Consider the following 22,769-nt stretch of genomic DNA (forward strand, 5'->3'; position numbering starts at 1 on the left):
TATGCTGTTACCGTATTGTTTTTGTCGATTCGACCGTGACCGCCAGTAATTCGACCTAACGCGTGAATAATTCATCCCGAACACTTTTCCTCGATGGAATCATGAGTCTTTTTTGCTGAAAGGAATAGGGGGGATGTCTTCAGGTAATTATGGTAAAATTATAGAAAGAACAGGAAGGAATGTCAGTGACCATGAATACTCATTTTTTCTTTGCTTTAGTGTTGCCTGACGAGATTAAGGCTTATATACATAATGTAACGGAAGAACTGATTTTACGTTTTCCATTTAAGAAAGTGCTGCATCCGGCCGATTATCATATTACGATGGCGTTTTTGGGAAGTGCTGACGATTCTTTGAAAAAGGATGTGCAAAAGCGTGTGGAGGCCGTGCTTGCGGAAGAGACATCATTTGGGCTTGAGCTGGATGAAATCGGCGCTTTTGGCAGGGGTGACAGTCCAAGGATTTTATGGACGGGCGTGAAGCAGCAAGAGAGGCTTTTTTCCATGCAGAAGAAACTATATAGCGCATGTGTGGAGGCGGGTTTTGAACTTGATAAAAAGCCGTTTAAGCCTCATATAACGATAGCAAGGAAATTCGATGGGGAAGATTCCTTTTCTTTGGAGACCGCCCGGCAGGTGGCGAATTTGGATGATAAGTATTTTGAGGCAGTCCAGGTTGCGCTTTATCAAACACATCTCGGAGCATCGCCTTCATACGAAAAGGTTTTCACGATAAACCTTCAATAATAGAGAGAGAAGGGTGGTGGCCGAATGGCACAGCTCATAAAGATGCAGGATTATATTTCCCGGTATGAGCAGGATATTTACCGTTATCCAACACAATATGCCCGATTGAAAAAACAGCAATGGGATAAATTGAAGGCTGCATTTCACGCAGGTGAACTAGATCGGCTGTATAGCGAACAAAGCGTAGAGGATACGCAGGTGAAAATGGAGCCGGACCAGGACGAGTCCAAGGGCTTAATGAAAAAAGTGAAAGGGATATTCCACCGGACGGGGAAACAGGAGACTGAGGCAGAAGAATTGGTGATGGCGAATGAGGTTGAGAATCCCAATATTTTTTCATTAAGATTCCCCTTCCACCCAGCCAATCTTGATGAATTAAAGCAGAATTATTTAAATCAATTGCTTCGCTTCCAAATGAAATGGGGAAGTTCGACGCTGCGTGAAAAATCATTTGTGGATCGATCATTCTTTTTGGATGAGAGGCTTCGCTTTTTCCTGCAGCGTTTTCCCGATACGTTCCTCGTTTTATATAAGCCTATCTTTCTATTGAAAAACGCGCCTGTGGAAGTCGATGTGATTGTATTGACCCCTGTGGACGCGTGGTGCATCACTTTTCTCGAAGCGGAAGAGGATGCTGCATTCATCGGCTCGGGCGATCGGTTTTGGACTCGCAGGCATCATAGTCATCCTGATAAAAAAGTGCTCAATCCGTTATTGAGCGCTAATCGGATGGGGAATATCGTCTCTCAGTTGTTTTCCCTTTATGAGGTGAACATCCCGATCAAGAAGGCCATTCTATCAAGGAATGGTTATGTCGATTATCCTGAAGCTCCTTATGATATGACGGTATTGGATAAACGGACCTTCCCGGAATGGTTTGAACGGATGAGGAACACTTCCTCCCCCATTAAGGCCCAGCAATTGAAAGCGGCACAGGCATTGCTGGAATATTGTCAAACGACATCGAGCATGAGGTCGGAATGGGTTGCCGACGAACTCAAAGGCGAATGAGCATGCCGAACCTTAATGAAACACTTTATTTCATCGTCAATCCAATGGCTGGTAATGGAGGCAGTATGAAGGTATGGGAGCAAGCCGAGGGAATGCTGAAATCCGATGTTGTTCCCTATAAGGTGTTCTTTACGGAAGAAAAGGGTCACGCATTCCGTTTGACGGAGGAGATTTTATCAAGGACAGCCAGGGAAACCCGAATCATTGCGGTAGGGGGAGATGGGACGATCAATGAAATGGTGAATGGCGCCCTACCGTTTCCTCATGCCATCATCGGAGCCCTTGCAGGTGGCTCTGGCAATGATTATGTACGGGGCATCCAACAAACGAAAAGTGTGGAGGAAGCCCTTCGTTTGTTTCAGGATAACGCATCCAAGGCTATAGACATCGGTCAGTACGAAACGGATGGCAGGTTCGGCTATTTTGTGAACAGCCTGGGAATGGGGGTGGATGCTGAAATTTCCGCTGAAGCCGACCGTTCCCCGCTGAAAAAATGGTTTAATCTCGTCAAGGCGGGTAAATTGATATATCTCATCCTTTTTCTCAAGACAATATTCACATATAAGCCTGGCGATATGGAATTGATCGTTGATGGAAAACGCCATTCATTGAAAAAGGTGTGGTTCATCGTCATAGCGAACCAGCCTTACTTTGGCGGGGGGATCAAAATTTCACCGCAATCAAAGCTCGATGATGGCCGGTTTAATGTGATCGCGGTTCATGATATTGCCTGGCTCAAATTGCTGGCCGTATTCATCACCGTTTTATGGGGCGGGCACCTCAACATCAAAAACGTTGTTTCTTTTACTGGAAACATGATAAAAATGAAAAATCATGGGTCGGTAAAAATCCAGTCGGATGGGGAAATTGTTGGTGTGGAGGAAGTGGCTGCAGAGGTATTGGAAGGTAAAATCCACGTCATGATCAAGGACTAGCGATCAAGCAAAAACATGAAATGATTTATTTGTTTTTGGTTTATGCGTATAATCGTTTTATATAGTACTTGACGAAGAAACCTTTTTTCAACTAAAATTTAATTTACGGCTATTGATCAATAGCTATTTTTTTATCTCTCTAATATGAGGATGTTTTTAATTGCGGGTATCATCCCGATGCACGTATATATGCAGCTTCGCCGGCGGGCGGGTTTTTTATTAAACATGGACTCAAAGTAGTGGTAATACATACACTAGGTAACGTACCCACATTTGTATGATTAAGCGAGGAAATTGAAGGTGAACCAGTTGGAACATTTATTAGGTCAGGAGTGGGATATATCCCCTGCTGGAGGAGCTACGGGAGAAGCCTTTATAGCCGAGAAAGATGGGCAGAAGCTCTTCCTTAAACGTAATTCATCGCCATTTTTGGCTGTTCTTTCAGCTGAGGGCATTGTTCCGAAGTTAATGTGGACAAAACGCCTGGAAAATGGGGATGTTATTACGGCCCAGCATTGGATGGAAGGCAGGGAGCTATCTCAGCAGGAAATGGACAATATAAGAGTCGCAAAGCTGCTTCAAAAAATTCATCAATCCGATCCTTTGTTAAGTATGCTTAAAAGGCTTGGGAAATCCCCTTTACGACCTGAAAGCATACTTACAGACATAGAAATTGGATTAACTTCCGATGTTACGGATATCCCGATCATCAAGCAGGCCATTCATTTTTTACAGAACAATCTCCTGTTGATTGAATGCGACGAAGAAGTAGTTTGTCATTGTGATGTGAATCATAATAATTGGCTCATGACCGAAACGGACGGGTTGTTCCTCATTGATTGGGACGGAGCCGTCATCGGCGATCCGGCCATCGACCTTGGCATACTCCTGTATTCTTATATCCCAAGGGCAGAATGGAATCAATGGCTAGCCCGTTACGGCAAAAAGCTTGATGCAGGCCTGGAGATGAGGATGAAATGGCACACGGTTTCACAACTTGTGCTTTCCATCCAATGGCATCATCGTAGGAATCGGTACGAGGAAAGAAATCATTTACTGCAAAAATTGGAAGCCTTATTGATGATTGGCTGATCAGAATTGATCGATATCATCCACCCACTGGGACAGGTCGTTCTGGTGGGTCGTAATATGTGCATCTAAATCGGAGGCACCGATGCCTCCTTGGCTGTATTCGTAAATCTCCGTCAGTATCGTTTTCACATTGCTATCGATATCCATGTTGATCATTAAGGATTTGACGAGCCTTTCCACTTGTTCGCATTCAGAAACGGACCCGCAGCAGTCTGATTGATGGTTGGTCAATATATCCTTCAATAATGACATTTGATGTTCATGGGAAAGCGGCATATATTACCTCTCCTTTCTTAAATAGAGATTTAGGCGGCTTTTGCTCCTGCCCTTCACTTATTTATGGTTTGTTTTGCGGTAAGTTTTATACATGAAAACTACAGAGACTGTCGCCTGGGTGGCTGGCAGTTTTTTTCGTTGTTCCATTGGTGCAAGCGGGGCTTTCCTGAAAAATCAGCTTGCAGGATTCCATCCATCGTGTTATGGTTTGAACGATTATATTATAAATAGGGGTGTCATCATGCGTTTAAGAAATAAACCTTGGGCTGAAGACCGTTTGAATGATTTTCCACAATATGTGATTCAGCAGCCAGTGAGCCATAAAGGTAAATGGCATGAAGTTTTCGGAAACGATAATCCGTTATATATTGAAGTGGGTACGGGGAAAGGCCGTTTCATTACCGAAATGGCAAAGGCCCATCCTGAAGTGAATTTCATTGGAATTGAAGTATATAGAAGTGTCATTGTTGCGGCACTGGATCTGCTGATTGAAGCGGAAGTGCCGAATTTGAAGCTGTTGAATGTTGATGCAGCCAACTTAGGGGACTATTTTGCAAAAGGTGACGTCGATCGCGTTTACTTGAATTTCTCCGATCCATGGCCGAAATCACGACATGCGAAACGCCGGTTAACGTATAAAACATTCCTTGAGGTGTATGAAGGCATCCTGCCGGATAAAGGCGAGATCCACTTCAAGACCGATAACCAAGGATTATTCGAATCGTCCTTGAAGAGTATTTCCGAGTACGGGATGCTGTTGAAATATGTAAGTCTAGATCTGCATAATAGCAGCTTTGAAGGCAATATCATGACGGAATATGAAGAAAAGTTTTCAAGTAAAGGAAATCGGATTTATCGTATGGAAGCTATGTTCCAATAATGATCATCGACCAGGAAACCAGGTGCACAGCGTCTGGTTTTTTACTTTGTTCAAGTCGGTGTCATACATACACGCAGATGGCTTGATCGTTATCCATTTCCATAAAAGGGAACGGGTGTTAAACTAACAGAAGAGGAGGGTTTATATGGAAACTTTGCAAATAGGGGAAATGAAATTAACATGGTTGAATGGCGGCGTGACTCACTTGGATGGAGGCGCGATGTTCGGTGTCGTACCAAAGCCGCTCTGGTCCAAGAGGTACCCGGTTAACGACCGTAACCAAATCGAATTACGTACCGATCCGATTTTAGTACAGGCCAATGGCTTGAACATCCTTATTGATTCCGGGGTCGGCAATGGGAAAATGAATGACAAGCAAAAGCGGAATTTCGGGGTGACGGAGGAATCGAATCTCGTAGCTGATCTTGACACACTTGGGATTGGTACAAATGATATCGATTACATTTTAATGACCCATTTACATTTCGATCATGCCTGCGGGTTGACGAAACGTGAAAGTGACGCTTGGGTGCCTGTTTTCGAGCGAGCTGAAATCATTACGACTCAAACGGAATGGAATGAAATGCAAAACCCGAATATTCGATCAAAAAGTACATATTGGGCTGAAAACTGGGAAGCTGTTGCGCCACTTGTACGCCCTTTTGAAGGAGAGAAAGAGATTACGGAAGGCATTACGATGATTCATACTGGCGGTCATAGTGATGGACACGCGATCATCATCATCAAGGATGGAGCGGACAGGCTGATTCATATGGCCGATATCATGCCGACGCATGCACATGCGAATGTCCTATGGGTGCTCGCCTATGACGATTATCCGATGACGTCGATTAAGGCAAAGGAAAAGTGGATGAAAACAGGACTGGAAAATGGGTCCTGGTACAGCTTTTACCATGATGCATACTATAGAGCGCTCAAATGGGATGTAACGGGTAAGGAGATAATAGCCGAATTGAAACGGAACCGCTAAGCGCAAAAAAGCAAAAGGAGGACGTCATTTTAGACAGTCCCCCTTTTGCCGTTAATCATTTTGTGCATTAAGCTCCAAAATCGTTCCCGTCGTCGCATCTGCAATAAATTCGAACTGCTCCCGTAAGCCCTCTGTGTTTCTGGTGATTCCGCCTTTATATACTAAATAGTCCAATTCATTTTTCGTATAGGCTTCAGGCTTCATCAGAATCCAAGAACCATATATATTTCCATCTCTTTTGACGGTTTCCTTCACTTGGGCCAACACTTTATCTGGAGAAGGTCCGCTTGATTGATCCAATATTTGCTTAGCCGCGAAGCCTGCGGCGAACCCGGCTGCTGTTCCTAGTAAAAACGTTTTCCAATTCATTATTTCTCCTCCATCGCTTTTTTTAAAATCGCTTCTTCTAGTATACAGAAGAAGGGTTTATTTGACTAATAATTTGAAATTTTACCCATTAACTGATAAATTAGAACTTTGAAGTGAAACATGAAACTAAGTTCTGTAAAATTGTAAGAAATAATACATAAGGTAGGGGTAGAAAAATGAATCATGAGACTTTAGATCTTTTTAAAACACTGACAGAATTACCAGGTGCCTCGGGAAATGAACATGCAGTTCGGAGTTTCATGAAGCGTGAACTGGAGAAGTATTCGGATGAAATCGTCCAAGATCGCCTTGGCGGAATCTTTGGCGTCAAAAGAGGGGATGAAGAAGGACCGACTGTACTTGTTGCCGGTCATATGGATGAAGTGGGCTTCATGGTCACTTCCGTAACCGAAAATGGCATGATTCGGTTTCAACCACTAGGGGGCTGGTGGAGCCAGGTGCTTTTGGCGCAAAGGGTGGAAATCATAACCGATAACGGTCCGGTCATAGGGGTCATCGGTTCGATCCCGCCCCATTTATTGGATGAATCGCTACGCTCAAAACCGATGGATATCAAAAATATGCTGATTGATATCGGTGCGGACGACAAGGAAGATGTGAAGAGAATCGGCATTAAGCCTGGACAGCAGATCGTGCCGATATGTCCATTCACACCGATGGCCAATGAGAAGAAAATCCTTGCGAAAGCGTGGGATAATCGGTATGGCTGCGGACTGGCAATCGAGCTGTTAAAAGATCTAAAAGGGGAAACCTTGCCAAATGTTTTATATTCAGGGGCGACGGTACAGGAGGAAGTGGGATTACGGGGGGCACAAACAGCTGCCTTTATGATCAAACCAGACCTTTTCTTCGCCTTGGACGCAAGCCCGGCAAATGATATGTCAGGCAGTAAGAGCGAATTTGGCCAGCTCGGGAAAGGGGCATTGCTTCGCATTCTTGATCGTTCGATGGTTACGCATCGCGGCATGAGGGAATTCATCCTCGATACGGCTGAGTCGAATGATATACCTTATCAATATTTCGTGTCCCCAGGCGGCACGGATGCAGGCCAGGTCCATATCGCGAATGAGGGCGTCCCAAGCGGCGTGATTGGCATTTGTTCCCGCTATATTCACACACATGCCTCGATGATCCACATTGATGATTATGCAGCTGCTCGTGAATTGATCGGGAAATTGGTTCGCTCTTGTGATAAAACGACTTTCGAGACATTGAAAAATAACGGGTAATAGAAGAAGCTGAAATGGGAAAGGGTGGCTGTCATCACTCCTTTTCCAGCAGCTTTTTTTACATAGAAGGGAAATTAGCGATCATGAGGATAGCGATAGGCAGTAAAAATCCAGCGAAAATACAAGCTGTGCTTGACGTATATGAAGAAGCTGAAATCATTTCACTTCAAGTGGAAAGCGGGGTCTCGGAACAGCCGTTTTCAGATGAAGAAACGATGGAAGGGGCCATGACGCGGGCTCGAAATTGTTTGGCTCAAAGTAACGCAGATATCGGCATCGGGCTTGAAGGCGGTGTCGTGAAAATGAACCAAGACCTGTTTCTCTGCAATTGGGGTGCGATGGCCACGAGAGACGGCTCCGTTATCGTAGCAGGCGGAGCAAGGGTTCCGCTACCGGAAATTGTTGCCGGGAAGCTGCTGCGCGGCGAAGAATTGGGACCAGTGATGGACGCCTTCACAAAACAAACGAATGTTAGCAAGAAGGAAGGGGCAATCGGCGTATTTACGAATGAGCGAATCACAAGGGGCGATATGTTCCTCCATATCATGAGGATGCTAGCCGGTCAACATGAATATAAGCTGAAATCGTAACCGCAAAGCTTATCAATTCCTTGTTCTGTCCTGAAGCGAAGGGAGCGGAAAAAGGGTACTGCCGCAACAGAGCACAATTTGACAGGATTGTTAGTAGCGGGGCTGCTAGTATAGATGACAAGGAGTGAGTGTAATGGGGTGGATTGAATCGATCCAAACGGCCATCGACTATATCGAGGAGCACTTGTTGGATGACCTGACAGTCGAGAGCATTGCCAGACAAGCGAATGCCTCCGCTTTTCATTTTCAACGGACGTTCACCATATTAACGGATAGCACCGTTTTCGACTATGTCCGACGTCGCAGGCTGACCTTAGCGGCCCAAGAGATTTCTTGCACAACTGAAAAGGTCATCGATTTAGCCTATAAATATGGTTATGACACTCCCGAGGCATTCTCAAAAGCTTTTCGAAGGCAGCATGGGGTATCCCCAAGTGAGGCGCGAAAGTATATGGGAAAGCTGAAATTCTATGAACGCCTGGTGATACAGGTGATACTGAAAGGAGCAAAACCGATGAAATACAAATTCCTTGAAAGAGATTCCCTTCAATTGATCGGAATCAAGCAAGAATTTTCCTTGGTCAATGAAGAAAATTTAGTCGGAATCCCGAAGCTGTGGGAGAAAGTGAATACGAATGGAACAAGTGACAAGTTAGCGAAGTTGAACAATGGGGAAATCGTTGGCTTGCTTGGGGTATGTGTCGATAAGAGGGCAGATGAAAAAAACGAAACGATGGATTATTGGATAGCTGCTGAATATACCGGCAAAGTGCCTGAACCGTTTTCGTCTCTTACGATACCTGCTTCGAAGTGGGTCGCTTTTGAAGTTCACGGACCGATGCCGGATGCGATCCCAAAAGCGTGGAAGCAAATATTTTCCGAATGGTTCCCTACCAGTGGCTATGAACATGCGGGATTGCCGGAATTGGAAGTATACTCGAATGATGACGCTTTGAACCCTGATTATTACTCAGAGATTTGGATACCGATCAAAAAGAGATAAGGTGATTATTTTTCGCTTGTAGGGGGCATCCCATTCCCCCTACAAGCTTTTTATTTTTAACGCGAACTAGATTGAATGATCTCCATTCACTTTCCATCCTCAAAAATATAAGAAAGCACCTTCATCGCTTGATTGACGGATTCGACCGTGACACTCGCTTTTTCTGATAATTCCTTTAAGGCATGATGATGAGCTTCCGGGCGAATTAAAATGAGCGGTTTACCAAGGGAATCGGCAGTGCTCGCATCCATGGCAGTATTCCATTGTTTATATTTTTCGCCAAACAGTGCGACGACAAGGTCGGCTTTTTTCAGTAAAAGACCTGTCCGCAAATTATTGATCTGGGAAGCGGCAGCATCCTTGAGGATTGAGTTTGGTTGCTCTCCGAGAATATCTTCACCAATAAGATCGGAACGTTCATGGTTTTCCATCGGACCGACAAACAGTAACGGAAGCTTCAAGGCCGCAGCCTTATCCTTCACTTCATTTCTCCAATTTGAATGGATTTCCCCAGCAAGATAAACGGTTAATTGCATATTTTTTCCTCCTTGGTATATACATTGCCTTCATTGTACCATGATTTTTGCAAATGGATGAATTTCGGAAATAAGGATAATAGTATCTATAAAAGCAAAGAGACGGCTGGAGGGATGGCAATGTCTGTATCGAAAAAATATTTTTTGATGTTCCTGTTGTTGAGCGGTTTGATAGTTGGGTGCTCAAGTATTGAAAGGCAAACCGAAAAGGCAGTGAAAGCCGCCGAAGTCGCTTTTCGTGACGATGATAAACAGCCCAATGTGGAAGTGGGGCTTATCCACGTCTATTTGCCACGGGGATTCAAGGTGGAAGAAGAGGATGATAATAATGTGATTATCAAGCAAGCGGACAAGGCTTATTTATTATTTGTCAATCCAAATGAAAAAGAAGATAGCTCCGTATTATTTTTGGCGATAAAGAAACAAGCTGGTCAATACTTGGTCCTGCATTCATTTCAAAATGACGATAAATTCGGCTTTGTTTCGATAAAAGAATCAATGAAGGAAAAGTATGAGCTTGCCGTTGGGATCGGTGGAGTGAAGCTGACGACTGAAACGGATAAGGACCGGCTGAAAAACGATGCGAAACAAATGATGGAGGTCGTATCATCCATACAACAATGATAGAAAACTTGCTGTCGTTGAACCAATCCGTATTAATGGTTGATTATTAGAAATTCTGGTATGATGAAGGTAAAAGGGCTAGTAAGAGCAGGAGGATCATTCAAATGGAAAATTTAAAAACTGTAGACCAATATGATGCATTGAAAAATGAAGGCAAACATATTTTCCTTTTTTCAGCAGCATGGTGTGTAGATTGCCGTGTAATCGAACCGTTCATGCCGGAGATTGAACAGAAATTTCCTGATTTTACGTTCATTCATGTGGACCGCGATGAATTCATCGATGTCTGTGCAGCGAATGACGTATTCGGGATACCGAGTTTCATCGGTTATGATAATGGTAAAGAGCTTGGCAGGTATGTGAGCAGGGATCGCAAAACACAAGAACAAATTGAGGAATTCATTCAATCATTATAAATAAAATCCCCTTCTCGCTGGGGATTTTTTCAATGAAGAGGAGGGCCAATCATGAAAATGGACAGCAAGAAGCTGAAAAATATTTTGCAGGAACGTTTGAAAGGTGATAACCGAGCATTCAAATTCGATAGCAAGCAAGATACGTTACGGGTTGAAAATGTGAATACAGGCAAGGGTATCGCCATCCAATTGGCTCCGGTAGTTGCCAATTATGAAAACGTAGCGGATAAGGCAATTGATGAAGTCACATATTACGTCGAAGAGGCCTTGAAGGTAATGGGGGAAGAACATAGTATGCAGGGCAAGGAGAAATCGATCTTCCCGGTCATTCGTTCAACCTCCTTTCCAATGGAATCGGAAGAAGGAAATCCATTTCTATACGATGAGCATACGGCTGAAACCAGGGTTTTTTATGCACTCGATTTAGGGAAAACGTATCGACTGATAGACGAAAAGATGATTCAACGGGAAAATTGGCAGGGTGATAGAATCCGTGAAATTGCTTCTTTCAATGCTCGTTCGCTTTCCACTGCATTGAAGTCGGATATCGTCGCCGATAATACATTTTACTTTTTGAACACGAATGATGGATATGATGCAAGCAGGATCCTGAATGAACCGTGGCTTCGGGAAATGAAGGATAAGATTAAGGGAACGATGGCTGTGGCCATTCCGCATCAAGATGTGATCATCATAGCCGATGTGAAGAATGATACAGGATACGATATTCTAGCCCAAATGGCGATGAGCTTCTTTGCCAGCGGACATGTACCGATAACGGCATTATCATTTCTCTACGAGGATAATGAGTTGGAACCCATTTTCATCCTGGGGAAAAACAAAAAGCGTGAACAATAAAGCGCAGCAAACAAGACCGTGCTAAGTAGGCAGTGGTCTTGTTTTTTTAGTTTAATAGAGTGGGAATAGGAAACCGTAAATGTTCATATTTGTTTTTATACGAGTTTGGAAATATCTAAAAAATAAGCGATAACCCACAAAACACCGTTCGGTCTCAACGAACGGTGTTTTATAGGTTTCAGTACTAATATGGCCGATTTCGGGGCTGCATCAAAACTTAATCTCTTTGTAAACGCGATTTAACAGCGGTGTTTTATTTAAATAGTAGACTAGGGGCTTAAGTTATCTAGAGGTGTTAGGTTTAAACTCTTTTTAAAAGGGGTTTAATAGGATAGTTAGGGGAAATACGCAGAGTCTGTTACGAATCGGATAAAAAAGTAGATGGAAATTCCAATTTAGCTTAAATTTTCTCGATATTTTTAAAATAACTGGTAGAATTAGTTACATAACTATAGATGTAGAAAGAGTGATAGGTTTGAAATGGCTAAATAAGATGAAAAAATGGTTCCAAGCAGAAGAAATTATTGAAATCGAAGAAATAATCATAGATGAACCACTTGATGAAGAAACATTAAGAAATATGGATTTTTCGAAGGTTGCCAAGGCAAAGAAGGAAGAAATAAAAGTATACAACCAAACAGTGGAAAAAATGTCCCAGACGGTGGATCCGGACACGAAAATCCTGTTTCAATATCCAAAAGGGCAATTCAAGTTTCCGCTCATTCCTGACCAGGAACAAAACAAAAGGAATCCCAGGGAAAGAAAACAGGAGAATCGCGAACAAAAGCAAGGAGACAGGAAGAAAGAAGCGAGAAGGCCAGTAAGAGATACAGAACCAAAGAGAAGAAGCTCCGAGCGCGACTCAAAGCCAAAATTGAGAAGCGTCGACCGGGAGCAACAAGCTAAAATCGTCCCGTCGAATACACCATTCCGACCAACGGAAATTCCTTCACCCATTTATGGTTTTCGTCGTCCGGAAAAAAAGATAATCGCTTCTGAGGAAATTGTCGAGTATGAATTGGAAAGCAAGCTCCCTGTTCTTAAAAAAGAAGACCTTGTTAAAGATATTCCAATGTTAAATGCTGAAATTGCCAAGGAAGCTTTCAATGAGGAAAAGACGGAAGAACCTGCCGTTCTTATCCCAGAACAAACGTATGAAAAAGCGGAAGAATCGGAGGTACCCGCTTTTTTTCGTAAACAAGCGATCACGGCCCAGCCCGAAGAAGCATTAGGCAAGCCTGCATTGGAAACAAGCGAGGATGTATCGGAACAGGTTGATTTTGGACGGGAGGTTGCGGTATCCATCTTGGAGGAGGCTCATGAGGCAACCCCTGAAGTCTTGGCAATTCCTCGGGAAGCTGATAGTGTAGGAGCCATTCAATCGGTCGATGATCGAGAAACTGATCCAAAAAGCGAACCAGCAGCGATTCAGGAAGAACAGCCTAAACGTCCGAAAAAGCATATGCCGTTTAATGTGATGATGCTAAAGCAAGATCGGGAAAAAAACGAGTTCATCAATAAAATGAAATCGGAAAAAAAAAGCCTTGATTCGGAAAGGGCAGTAGGATCATACAAGCAGGATCCTTTAATGAATGCGGAAGTAAGCCAAGCAACACCAGCTATTCCCGAAATGAAGCCTGAGGAAAACCAGGATGTATCCAGGAAGGCCGATCCGGTCATTCATGAACCTTCACATTCGGAGGAGGCTAAAACCGCTTTCGGAACGTTTGCCGCCCCAGAAGAAGCCGGTGCTCCCGATATCGGTTCGAGTCCTGTCCTTGAAAGTCACAGCGAAGAAACTCCCATTTCGCAAATGTGCAAGCAAGAAGCAGCTTTATCAAACACCGGAGCACAAGCCGCACCGAGCGAAGCAGAGGGGTTTTTTGGTGCAGTGGAAGTCGATGATAATCCGTACTATGTGTTTCCCGATATCGGGCTGCTGACACCTCCTACTTATGCTGTGCATGATGATGAGTGGCTTGAGGAACAGACATCATTACTGGATGAAACGTTGAAAAATTTCAATGTCAGGGCCAAGGTTGTCAATGTAACCCAAGGACCGGCAGTAACGCGTTTCGAGGTGCATCCTGAACCGGGCGTCAAGGTGAATAAGGTGACGAATCTAATGGATGACATCAAATTAAGCCTTGCCGCCCAAGATATGAGGATGGAAGCACCGATTCCAGGTAAACATACAATTGGCATCGAGATTCCGAACAGGAAAAGCAAGCCTGTATTCTTGCGTGAGGTTTTGGAGAGCACTGAATTCCAAGAGCACGAATCACCGCTTACGGTGGCTTTGGGGCTCGATATATCCGGACAGCCGATCATCACAGATCTGAGAAAGATGCCGCACGGGTTGATTGCCGGCCAAACCGGATCGGGGAAAAGTGTCTGCATCAATACGATGCTGGTCAGCTTGCTGTATAAAGCGACACCGCAGGAGCTGAAATTGCTGTTAATCGATCCGAAAATGGTCGAGCTTGCTCCATATAATCGAATCCCGCATTTGGTCAGTCCTGTCATAACCGATGTGAAGGCAGCCACGGCTGCGCTTAAATGGGCGGTAGAGGAGATGGAACGACGCTATGAATTGTTTGTGCATGCAGGCGTCCGTGATATCAGCCGCTTCAATGACCAAGCGGAGAAAGCCGGTCAATATGCCAATAAGCTGCCTTATATTCTGGTGATCATCGACGAGCTTGCGGATCTGATGATGATGTCACCGGCTGATGTTGAGGAAGCGATTTGCCGGATTGCTCAAAAGGCCCGCGCCTGTGGGATACACTTGATTGTGGCAACACAGAGGCCTTCGGTAGATGTGATAACCGGTTTGATCAAGGCGAATATCCCGACTAGGATCGCTTTTTCCGTATCTTCACAAGTCGATTCCCGCACGATCATCGATAGCGGCGGAGCGGAAAAATTGCTTGGAAGAGGAGATATGCTTTTCGCCGAAAACGGTTCTTCAAAAACGGTGCGCCTGCAGGGGACGTTTGTCAGCGATGAAGAAATCGACCAAGTCGTCAATCATGTTAAGCTGGAGCAGCAACCGAAATATCTTTTCGAGCAGGAAGATTTGCTGAAAGTAGCACAGGTCACGGAGGATGCGGACGAACTGTTTTTTGAGGCATGTGAATTTGTCGTGAGCCAGCAGGCTGCATCAGCATCGAGTGTCCAAAGGCGCTTTCGAGTCGGTTATAACCGTGCATCACGCCTGATAGAAATGATGGAGAAACAAGGGGTCGTTTCTGAATCCCGAGGATCAAGACCGAGGGACGTATTGATCACTGAGGAAGAACTGGAATTTTTACATGTTAATTAAAGCCTCTTTTCGTAAAGATTGTTGTTTATGATACGCAACTATTTACGGTTGATTGAAGAGGAAATCAACAACAACGCATTACTTGGTGAGTAGCAACAAAGTATCGAAAACAACCTATTTAAAAGAACCGATTAAAAGGAAATTGTATATAATGTGAAGGGATTAAAGCTGTCGTTATCCCCTTAATTGAAGGAAAACCCAATGTTTTGATAAATTGGCATCTGCCTGACATGGATGAATGAATAAAAAAGTGATATAATAGTTTTTTGTTGATAATGATTGATAAAAAACCTATGAAGAGATTGCGTTTCTGACAAGTCTCGTAATGAAAAAAACAAATAAAAGATGACGTCATATACTGTCGTACAGGTAGACGATTGGTGGAGGTTCGCTTTATGACTGCTTACCATTTTGTGGGAATTAAAGGGTCGGGTATGAGTGCACTTGCACAAATACTGCATGATATGAATATTGAAGTGCAAGGTTCCGACTATGAAAAAGAATTTTTTACACAATTGGCATTAGAAAAAGCCGGGATTAAAATCCTTCCTTTCAATGAGGAAAATATACAACCTGGAATGACCATCATTGCAGGGAATGCGTTCCCGGATACTCATCCGGAAATCGTCAAGGCAAAGGAGCTTGATTTGCCGATCATCCGTTATCACCGTTTCCTTGGTGATTTCATGAAAAACTATATTAGTGTGGCTGTTACGGGAGCGCATGGTAAAACATCGACGACCGGCTTGCTGGCCCATGTAATGGGCGGAGTTAAACCGACATCCTTTTTGATTGGGGATGGAACAGGTAAAGGGATCGTGAATTCAGATTACTTCGCTTTCGAAGCATGTGAATATCGCCGTCATTTCCTTTCTTATTATCCGGATTATGCGATTATGACGAATATTGATTTTGATCATCCAGATTATTACGCCAATGTCGAAGATGTGTTCGAGGCCTTCCAATCGATGGCCCTTCAAGTCAACAAAGGCATTATTGCGTGCGGCGATGATGAACATTTACCACATATTCAGGCAAAAGTACCAGTTATTTTTTACGGATTTGCAGAAGGAAATGATTTTCAAGCGAAAAACGTTTCCGTCACTCCGGATGGCACTACTTTTGATGTGCATGTAAGGAACACTTACTATGATACATTCTCCATTCCTACTTTTGGAAAGCATAATGTGTTGAATGCACTTGGTGTTATTGCACTTTGTAAATATGAAAACTTGGATACGGAAGCCGTGAAAGCCCAATTGCTGACTTTTGGCGGAGTGAAGCGCCGGTTCTCCGAAAAGGAAATTGGAAGCCAGATCATCATTGATGATTATGCGCACCATCCGACTGAAATTTCGGCAACTGTTGACTCAGCACGTCAAAAATATCCAGAGCGTCAAGTTGTAGCTGTATTCCAGCCGCATACTTTCTCAAGAACGCAAGCATTTCTGGATGAATTCGCCGATAGTTTGAATTTGGCCGACAAAGTATACTTATGTGAAATTTTTGGTTCTGCTCGCGAAAACCAAGGGAAATTATCGATCGAAGACCTTCAAGAGAAAATTCCTGGTGCCGAGCTGATTACGGAAAACTCCACTTCAATATTGCAAAATCATGAAAACAGTGTCGTGTTATTCATGGGCGCGGGGGACATTCAAAAGTTCCAAGCAGCCTACGAGCATTCACTGCAGGTGAAATAAAAAAGAAAAACGATCGATCCCTGAGCGGGGTCGATCGTTTTTTTGATGCTGTTTATTTTAAATTTTCTGGATTTAAATCTTCCAGTTCAGGTAAAACAAAGCGCCCGTCCTTTCGGATCAAGACATCATCGAAGTGGATTTCCCCTCCGCCGTATTCCGGGCGTTGAATATTGACCAGATCCCAGTGGATGTCCGAGTGGTTGCCATTAAAGGCATCATCATAGCATTGTCCCGGAGTGAAATGAAAACTTCCATCAATTTTTTCATCAAAGAGGATATCTTGCATCGGGTGTAGAATATAAGGATTTACACCAATTGCAAATTCACCGACATATCTTGCGCCCTCATCCGTGTCAAAAATTTTGTTGATGCGCTGTGTATCATTGGCAATCGCTTCAACGATTTTTCCATCTTTGAAGGTCAACTTCACGTTTTCAAACGTAAAACCCTGATATGGTGACGGAGTATTATACGAAATCACTCCATTGATGCTATCCTTCACAGGAGCTGTATATACTTCACCGTCAGGAATGTTCAGCTCACCTGCACATTTAATGGCTTTAATGTCTTTGATGGAGAAGGTTAGGTCCGTCCCGGGCCCGGTAATGCGGACCTTATCCGTCTTATCCATCAATTCAACAAGGCTGTCCATGGCTGAGCTCATTTTGCCATAGTCGAGGTTACAGACTTCGAAATAAAAATCTTCGAAAGCTTCTGTACTCATTTTGGCCAACTGGGCCATGGAATTTGTTGGGTAGCGAAGCACGACCCATTTCGTTTTTGGCACGCGGATATTTCTATGTACTTTGCCGACTGTTTGTCCATGGATGGCCATCTTCTCTGGAGGAACATCGGATTGTTCATTGATATTATCCCCGGCGCGAAGCCCGATATAAGCATCCATCTGGCTCATTACATTTGCTTCAAACTCACCCATCATCTTGTATTGTTCTTCTTTGGCACCCACCAGCAGGGCACGATCCACTTGGTGGTCCTTTAAAAGGACGAATGGGTAACCACCTGCTTCATAGGCTTCATTCACAAGGGCATTAACAAGTTCACGCTGCAACCCAAAGTTTTCGATCAAGATTTTTTCACCTTTTTGAAGCTTCACTGAATAATTGATTAAGTTTTTGGCCAAAGTTTTAATTCTGGGATCTTTCATAAAAATACCTCCATTGTTTAAATTCGACTTATCTTACTATCATACCCGATTTCCTGCCATAAGTGTCCATATAGATTTCAATGAAGGAACTGGATGTAGACAACAATATTTCCAGATTAGGGTTTGGTAGGGTATATTGAAAAAATAAATACGTTTATAATGGATGGGGAAGGGGTAATTAAGAACTATCAGTCAATAAATAAGTCGATTTTTCGGAGGTGTTCCAATGGAGATTATTTTATACGTAAGTGCTGCCGTTGCAGCAATCGCTTTCTTGGTCCTTGTTATTTTCCTAACGAAGGTACTGACATCACTGCAAGCCACCCTGGACAGTGTGGCCCGGACGCTGACAGGGCTTGAGAGCCAAATGCAGGGCATCACGCTCGAAACTACTCAGCTATTACATAAAACGAATACGTTGGCTGAAGATCTGCAGCATAAGTCAGAAAACCTGAACTCAGTGGTTGATGCTGTGAAGGATGTAGGGACATCCATCTCTAGCTTTAATTCTTCAGTCCAAAAGGTTTCCAATAAAGTTCAGGCTGAGATTGATAATAACCAAGAAAGAATTTCACAAATTGTTCAATGGAGTAACGTAGCTTTAGAGATCCGGGACAAATGGAAGGCTAGAAGCAAGCAGGCCGCCCCGTCTCCAGCCGAAAGAGCAGAGCTGGAACGGATAGAACTGGAAACAGATGACCTGCCTAAAAAAAGGTTTTTACGTTCTAGATCATAAAATCTAGTTAATCAAAAATAATCCGAAAATTGAGAGGGGAATGTATTATGACTCAAAAAGAATATCCGACAAAGGACTATCAAAAAACGTATGAGGACGAACGCGACTCAATCAATTCGAAAGACTTTATGATTGGCGCCTTGATCGGCGGGATGATCGGAGCGGCAACAGCATTGTTCATGGCTCCGAAAACAGGCAAGGAATTAAGGAATGATTTCAATGAACAAGCTAAAAACATAACCGAGAAAACCGAAAAATTAAGACAAACGGCAATGGAAAAAGGCACGGTTCTTGCTGATACTGCCAAAGAAAAAACAACTTCCGTTACGGAAATCGTTTCTAATAAGTCATCCGATATCGTCAATAAAGTGAAAAGCTTAAAGTCGGTAAAAGAAAACGGTGACGCGGCTGATGATACGACAAATTCGAGCAACAAGGATATTGATGTAACGGGAACGTCCGATTCTCCAATCGTTTCTGTCGAAACCAATTTTGTGAACGGCAATGATGCTGAAAACAAACCTGCCGATCCTACAAGTGGCAACAAAAACACCGCGAAATTGAAACTTGATGAAGCGAAAAAGGCGTTTGATGAAACGGAGAATAAATTAAAGAAATAATCTCCAAACTCTTTCATCCCTTCAAGGGTGAAGAGGCAACGGTACAATAATAAGGCGGTGAAGTGCTCCGATGGCTTCATCGCCTTTTTGATGATACAATTCATAGAGCCAAGGAAAGGGGACTAAAATGATGACCATATCCAAAATCGAAACAGAAGAACAATTCAATGAGCTAGTAAAAGAGGATACATTCCTTTTATTCAAGCATAGTGTAACTTGCCCGGTCAGTGCTGAAGCGTATGAACAATACGAAAAGTATATTGCAGCAAATGAACAGCTTAAGACGGCCTATTTATCCGTTCAGGGGGCTCGCCCGCTTTCCAATCATGTGGCAGAAACCTTCGATATCAAGCATCAATCACCCCAAGCCATCCTTTTTAAAAAGGGAAAACCGGTGTGGAATGAATCTCATTGGCGAATTACATATGATTCATTGAGCAAGGCAATCACTGAATGATGGATAAGGGCGAAAATAAAAAATAAAAAAGTACCCTATAGAATAGACCCTATGAAAAAGTCTATCTTGTAGGGTCCTTTTTTTTAGATAGAATTTCTTTTGCTCAGAGTTTGGGATGTTATGGACTTCGACCGTTTCGTTGCACTGCGGGCACTTAGCTTTATAGAGGCGGTCCGTGAGCCTCCCCTTGCTTTCTCACGTAGACGCGCATTTCCCGCAGGGGTGACGCACCCTTGTTCCACTCCACTTTGCGTGAAAACGGATCCCGATTGTCAGAAACGGTACAAAAAACATCTGAAAAGCGCAATTTCTATGAGAAACTCCTCAAATTAGTAGCAAAGCCTGAACTCGCTTAGCAAAAGCCCGAATCTGACAAGTGAAATGGATAAATTCGGCAGAATCCCAAACTCACGAGTAAAGTCTCCAAATTCACGAATAAAAACGCGAAATTCACGAATAAAAGCACAAATTTCACGAATAAAAGCACAAAATTCACGAGTAAAACCGCCGAACTCGCGATTAAATCCCCGATATGGTGAAAGAAAGCAGTAATTCTATGGAGAATCCGGGCCGCATTTAAGATTTTGACGAGAAATGCCCCTAATCGCGTGTGAAAAGCGCAAATTTTTTTGAGAAGCTCCTCAAAGCCAGTGTACCTTAGGCCATTCCATTCCACTAAACGTGAACATGAAGATGGTTCCATTGCCGGCAGATTTGGAGGAATTGGAGCTCAATCGTTTCATTGCACTGCAGGTGCTTAGCTTATCCGGCGGTCGGTATTTGGCCTAGCACTCTTTTAGTGGGAGTGTCGCCAACCCTTTACCATTCACGTTTGACTAGAACAAAAAGATGCCGCCTCGCGCATTTAGAGACAGCATCAACTAATTGTTTCTATGTTCGTTACAAAGGACCAATTTCTTGGTCCTGGTAATATTATGTCGCCACTCATACGGTGGCTGGCCAATGGATTTTCAACCGATCTCCAGGGGAAATCGGATCTTGAAAGGTCGTTTCTTGTTCATTTTTGATGAGGGTGAACCGTTTATTTCCCTTGGTGGGGATGTCGATATCGACATGAAGGAAAATGTCTTGAAAAATGAACGGTTCCGGCTTTAGTTCACTGACGGTCAGTGAGTCACCTGTAAAAATCCTCTCATTTTCATCCAAATGAACTCCATCTCTCCGGAACTCGGCCAGTTTCCGGGATGGGACGATTTGATCTTCTTCAAAGAAAACCGGTATGGAGCAGAACTGCTTTATTTTCAATTCTTTAGAGATATCTCTTAATGTAGGCTGTGATATTGGTGTGATGACAATTTCATCCCCATCATTAAAGGAGTAAGCAGGTTTCGTTTCCAGGCCATTTTTAGTGATATTGCCAGTGAATGCGCGAATTTGCATTTCTTGTCCATTCAAACGGATTGTATATGGTTCGAGATTTGTAAGCAGATCGAGCATTTGAATCTCTTTAAGCATTTCTTGGATCGATTCCGGCATGCGGCAGATGATTTGATCATGATCCTCGACAAATTCATCGCCTGATACCGCTTCGCCATTCCTGAATATGGAAGCTGGTATGATATACTCCACTTCATTGACCGTGACGGTTCTGCTGATTCGGCCATCAAGCAAATCGCGTATTCGCGTATGGGGAGGGGAACCGTCAGCTCCTTTGGTCGTCGTGATGATGTCCTCGTTTTTCACTTCTGTGTCTAAAGAGGCTTCCGCACCATTTAAAGTAATCAGTGATTTCTCTCCTTGCTGTCCCGAAAGCGTGATTTGGTGGCCGTTGATATGGACGATTTTGGCCATGCCAGGTTTCCCGTAGAGGTCACTCATCCGTATCCCGGCCGTAAGCAGGCAATCCCCAACGTTTGTGTGTTCCATATCGAACAGACGGATGGGGCGGCCGTCAACGGTAACGCTTATATATTGAATCGGGTTTTGATCGGCTGCAATCGCGATGCCGATGGGAGTGACCAACTCTGGTCCTTTTTGAATCGTATCGGAAATTTCAAGATTCTGGATAGCGTCGATGCTGCGAATGGCCACCCTGTTCTCGGGAAGGTTCAGTTTTTGGGCCAATAACCGAGGAAGCTCCGGCGTTTGGCTGCCGCCCCCGACCAGCATGACGGCCTTTGGGGATTTTGCGTTATTCAACGATAGAATCTCCGAGCTAATGCTCTCAGCCAAACGATCGAGTGCAGGATGGATCGTATTGATGATTTCTGCACTCGAGTATTCATAGGCATTGCCAAGAATATCGGTAACCTTTATTTGTTCATGACTCGTCAAATCCCTTTTTGCCTGTTCGGCAAGTGGGAAATCAAGGAGCAGATGGTCACTGATCGATTCGGTTATTTCATCTCCGGCAATCGGCACCATCCCATAGGCAATGACAGTGCCTGAATCCGTCAGGGCGATGTCCGATGTTCCTGCGCCGACATCGACCAAAGCGACGTTCAAGCGTCGCATCGATGCCGGTATGAGCACATTGATGGCCGCTATCGGTTCCAGGGTAAGTGCCTGCATTTCCAATTCCGCTCTTTTTAAGGCTGCCAGCAATGATTCCACGACAACCTTCGGCAGGAAGGTTGCGATGATTTCAGCGGTTGCTTCTTCACCACTCTGATCGAGTAGACTACCTATTTCCTGTCCATCAAGTTGGTAGTATAAAACGGAATACCCAACACAATAATAGGTGGATTGGGAGTTTTTTTGCTTGGCCACGATGCTCTGTGCTTTCTGGACGGCGCTGAATTCGAGATGGAGAACATCTTCACGCTTCAAGATCGGTTTCCCGCCAATCTTGATGGCCATATCCGCCCGCTCGGTTTTCAATGCCCTTCCTGCTGCAGCTACGGATACTTTTTTTAACGGGCCGTGTATGTGTTCCAGTTGTTTTTTTATATTGGAAATGACTTTGGAGACGGCTAGGATATCGTGAATCTGTCCATCAAGCATCGCCCTCTCGGAATGTTCCTGAGAAAGAATATCGACGATTTTATAGCATCCCTGTTCTTTTTCCAATATAATTCCTACAACGGATCGTGTTCCAATGTCTAACGCAAAAAGTTTTTCCTGCATGGGTAACACCTACTTCTATATATTTATAACTTTAATGCTTAAAAGCGTTTAACTAATAAAGAAAAAGTTAGTGACATTTTGGGATGCATGCATTATAATTGA

The 22,769-nt window shown here is 43.7% G+C and carries 22 protein-coding genes; 17 read left to right on the forward strand and 5 right to left on the reverse strand.

Annotated features, from left to right (window positions below; translation table 11 throughout):
- The first annotated feature begins 191 nt into the window (after window positions 1-191).
- The 4 genes from thpR (at window position 192) to ASU00_RS09715 (ending at window position 3,784) form a co-directional block, all read left to right on the forward strand.
- The gene (gene thpR, locus ASU00_RS09700; RefSeq protein ID WP_236712695.1) at window positions 192-746 is read left to right on the forward strand and encodes an RNA 2',3'-cyclic phosphodiesterase; all 555 of its coding nucleotides are present in this window, start codon (window positions 192-194) and stop codon (window positions 744-746) included.
- Between the two features lie 24 nt (window positions 747-770).
- On the forward strand, window positions 771-1,757 hold the full coding sequence (locus tag ASU00_RS09705; protein WP_057913250.1) for an NERD domain-containing protein: 987 nt from the start codon (window positions 771-773) through the stop codon (window positions 1,755-1,757).
- Window positions 1,758-1,759: 2 nt separating this feature from the next.
- On the forward strand, window positions 1,760-2,692 hold the full coding sequence (locus ASU00_RS09710) for a diacylglycerol/lipid kinase family protein (RefSeq protein ID WP_057913251.1): 933 nt from the start codon (window positions 1,760-1,762) through the stop codon (window positions 2,690-2,692).
- Window positions 2,693-3,001: 309 nt separating this feature from the next.
- Entirely contained in the window at window positions 3,002-3,784 is a 783-nt protein-coding gene (locus ASU00_RS09715; protein WP_057913298.1) for a phosphotransferase family protein, read from the forward strand.
- Here ASU00_RS09715 and ASU00_RS09720 read toward each other — a convergent pair whose 3' ends face one another.
- On the reverse strand, window positions 3,785-4,060 hold the full coding sequence (locus ASU00_RS09720; protein ID WP_057913252.1) for a YtzH-like family protein: 276 nt from the start codon (window positions 4,058-4,060) through the stop codon (window positions 3,785-3,787).
- 241 nt (window positions 4,061-4,301) lie between these two features.
- Here ASU00_RS09720 and trmB point away from each other — a divergent pair, with 241 nt between their 5' ends.
- Both trmB and ASU00_RS09730 read left to right on the forward strand, forming a co-directional pair.
- Window positions 4,302-4,940 carry a tRNA (guanosine(46)-N7)-methyltransferase TrmB gene (gene trmB, locus ASU00_RS09725; protein WP_057913299.1) on the forward strand — a complete coding sequence of 213 codons (639 nt, stop codon included), beginning with the start codon at window positions 4,302-4,304 and terminating at the stop codon, window positions 4,938-4,940.
- A 145-nt stretch (window positions 4,941-5,085) separates the two neighbouring features.
- Window positions 5,086-5,931 (forward strand): YtnP family quorum-quenching lactonase, encoded by an 846-nt coding sequence (locus ASU00_RS09730; protein ID WP_057913253.1) that lies wholly within the window; start codon window positions 5,086-5,088, stop codon window positions 5,929-5,931.
- A 51-nt stretch (window positions 5,932-5,982) separates the two neighbouring features.
- Here the strand turns inward: ASU00_RS09730 and ASU00_RS09735 are convergent, their stop codons facing one another.
- Window positions 5,983-6,300 (reverse strand): PepSY domain-containing protein, encoded by a 318-nt coding sequence (locus ASU00_RS09735; RefSeq protein ID WP_057913254.1) that lies wholly within the window; start codon window positions 6,298-6,300, stop codon window positions 5,983-5,985.
- A gap of 176 nt (window positions 6,301-6,476) precedes the next feature.
- On the opposite strand from ASU00_RS09735, the gene ASU00_RS09740 reads away from it, so the two are divergent.
- The 3 genes from ASU00_RS09740 to ASU00_RS09750 all read left to right on the forward strand — a co-directional run bounded on the left by ASU00_RS09740 (window position 6,477) and on the right by ASU00_RS09750 (window position 9,143).
- Window positions 6,477-7,550: a M42 family metallopeptidase gene (locus tag ASU00_RS09740; protein ID WP_057913255.1), complete on the forward strand. Its 1,074-nt coding sequence runs from the start codon at window positions 6,477-6,479 to the stop codon at window positions 7,548-7,550.
- An 83-nt stretch (window positions 7,551-7,633) separates the two neighbouring features.
- The gene (locus ASU00_RS09745) at window positions 7,634-8,140 is read left to right on the forward strand and encodes a DUF84 family protein (RefSeq protein ID WP_057913300.1); all 507 of its coding nucleotides are present in this window, start codon (window positions 7,634-7,636) and stop codon (window positions 8,138-8,140) included.
- 133 nt (window positions 8,141-8,273) lie between these two features.
- Entirely contained in the window at window positions 8,274-9,143 is an 870-nt protein-coding gene (locus ASU00_RS09750; RefSeq protein WP_057913256.1) for an AraC family transcriptional regulator, read from the forward strand.
- A gap of 86 nt (window positions 9,144-9,229) precedes the next feature.
- Here ASU00_RS09750 and ASU00_RS09755 read toward each other — a convergent pair whose 3' ends face one another.
- Window positions 9,230-9,679 (reverse strand): YtoQ family protein, encoded by a 450-nt coding sequence (locus tag ASU00_RS09755; protein WP_057913257.1) that lies wholly within the window; start codon window positions 9,677-9,679, stop codon window positions 9,230-9,232.
- Between the two features lie 120 nt (window positions 9,680-9,799).
- Here ASU00_RS09755 and ASU00_RS09760 point away from each other — a divergent pair, with 120 nt between their 5' ends.
- From ASU00_RS09760 to murC, 5 genes are all read left to right on the forward strand, one after another.
- Window positions 9,800-10,303 carry a hypothetical protein gene (locus ASU00_RS09760; protein ID WP_152983723.1) on the forward strand — a complete coding sequence of 168 codons (504 nt, stop codon included), beginning with the start codon at window positions 9,800-9,802 and terminating at the stop codon, window positions 10,301-10,303.
- Window positions 10,304-10,407: 104 nt separating this feature from the next.
- On the forward strand, window positions 10,408-10,719 hold the full coding sequence (locus tag ASU00_RS09765) for a thioredoxin family protein (protein WP_057913259.1): 312 nt from the start codon (window positions 10,408-10,410) through the stop codon (window positions 10,717-10,719).
- Between the two features lie 51 nt (window positions 10,720-10,770).
- Complete coding sequence (locus ASU00_RS09770; protein WP_057913260.1) at window positions 10,771-11,577, forward strand: DUF1444 domain-containing protein; 807 nt, start codon at window positions 10,771-10,773, stop codon at window positions 11,575-11,577.
- 475 nt (window positions 11,578-12,052) lie between these two features.
- Window positions 12,053-14,902, forward strand: coding sequence for a DNA translocase FtsK (locus ASU00_RS09775; RefSeq protein WP_413783515.1), 2,850 nt, complete (start codon window positions 12,053-12,055; stop codon window positions 14,900-14,902).
- A 395-nt stretch (window positions 14,903-15,297) separates the two neighbouring features.
- Complete coding sequence (gene murC, locus ASU00_RS09780; protein ID WP_057913261.1) at window positions 15,298-16,602, forward strand: UDP-N-acetylmuramate--L-alanine ligase; 1,305 nt, start codon at window positions 15,298-15,300, stop codon at window positions 16,600-16,602.
- A 52-nt stretch (window positions 16,603-16,654) separates the two neighbouring features.
- On the opposite strand, the gene ASU00_RS09785 is transcribed toward murC, so the two are convergent.
- Complete coding sequence (locus ASU00_RS09785) at window positions 16,655-17,767, reverse strand: aminopeptidase (RefSeq protein ID WP_057913262.1); 1,113 nt, start codon at window positions 17,765-17,767, stop codon at window positions 16,655-16,657.
- Between the two features lie 226 nt (window positions 17,768-17,993).
- Between ASU00_RS09785 and ASU00_RS09790 the strand changes: the two genes are divergently transcribed.
- From ASU00_RS09790 to ytxJ, 3 genes are all read left to right on the forward strand, one after another.
- A complete protein-coding gene (locus tag ASU00_RS09790) occupies window positions 17,994-18,503 on the forward strand; it encodes a DUF948 domain-containing protein (protein WP_057913263.1) in 510 nt (169 codons plus the stop codon).
- 47 nt (window positions 18,504-18,550) lie between these two features.
- Window positions 18,551-19,123, forward strand: coding sequence for a YtxH domain-containing protein (locus tag ASU00_RS09795; RefSeq protein WP_057913264.1), 573 nt, complete (start codon window positions 18,551-18,553; stop codon window positions 19,121-19,123).
- Between the two features lie 130 nt (window positions 19,124-19,253).
- The gene (ytxJ, locus tag ASU00_RS09800; RefSeq protein WP_057913265.1) at window positions 19,254-19,580 is read left to right on the forward strand and encodes a bacillithiol system redox-active protein YtxJ; all 327 of its coding nucleotides are present in this window, start codon (window positions 19,254-19,256) and stop codon (window positions 19,578-19,580) included.
- A 945-nt stretch (window positions 19,581-20,525) separates the two neighbouring features.
- Here ytxJ and ASU00_RS09805 read toward each other — a convergent pair.
- Window positions 20,526-22,667: a cell division FtsA domain-containing protein gene (locus ASU00_RS09805; RefSeq protein WP_057913266.1), complete on the reverse strand. Its 2,142-nt coding sequence runs from the start codon at window positions 22,665-22,667 to the stop codon at window positions 20,526-20,528.
- Window positions 22,668-22,769 lie beyond the last annotated feature (102 nt).

Origin of the sequence: Peribacillus muralis (assembly GCF_001439925.1) — a bacterium.
GTDB classification, from domain to species: domain Bacteria; phylum Bacillota; class Bacilli; order Bacillales; family DSM-1321; genus Peribacillus; species Peribacillus muralis.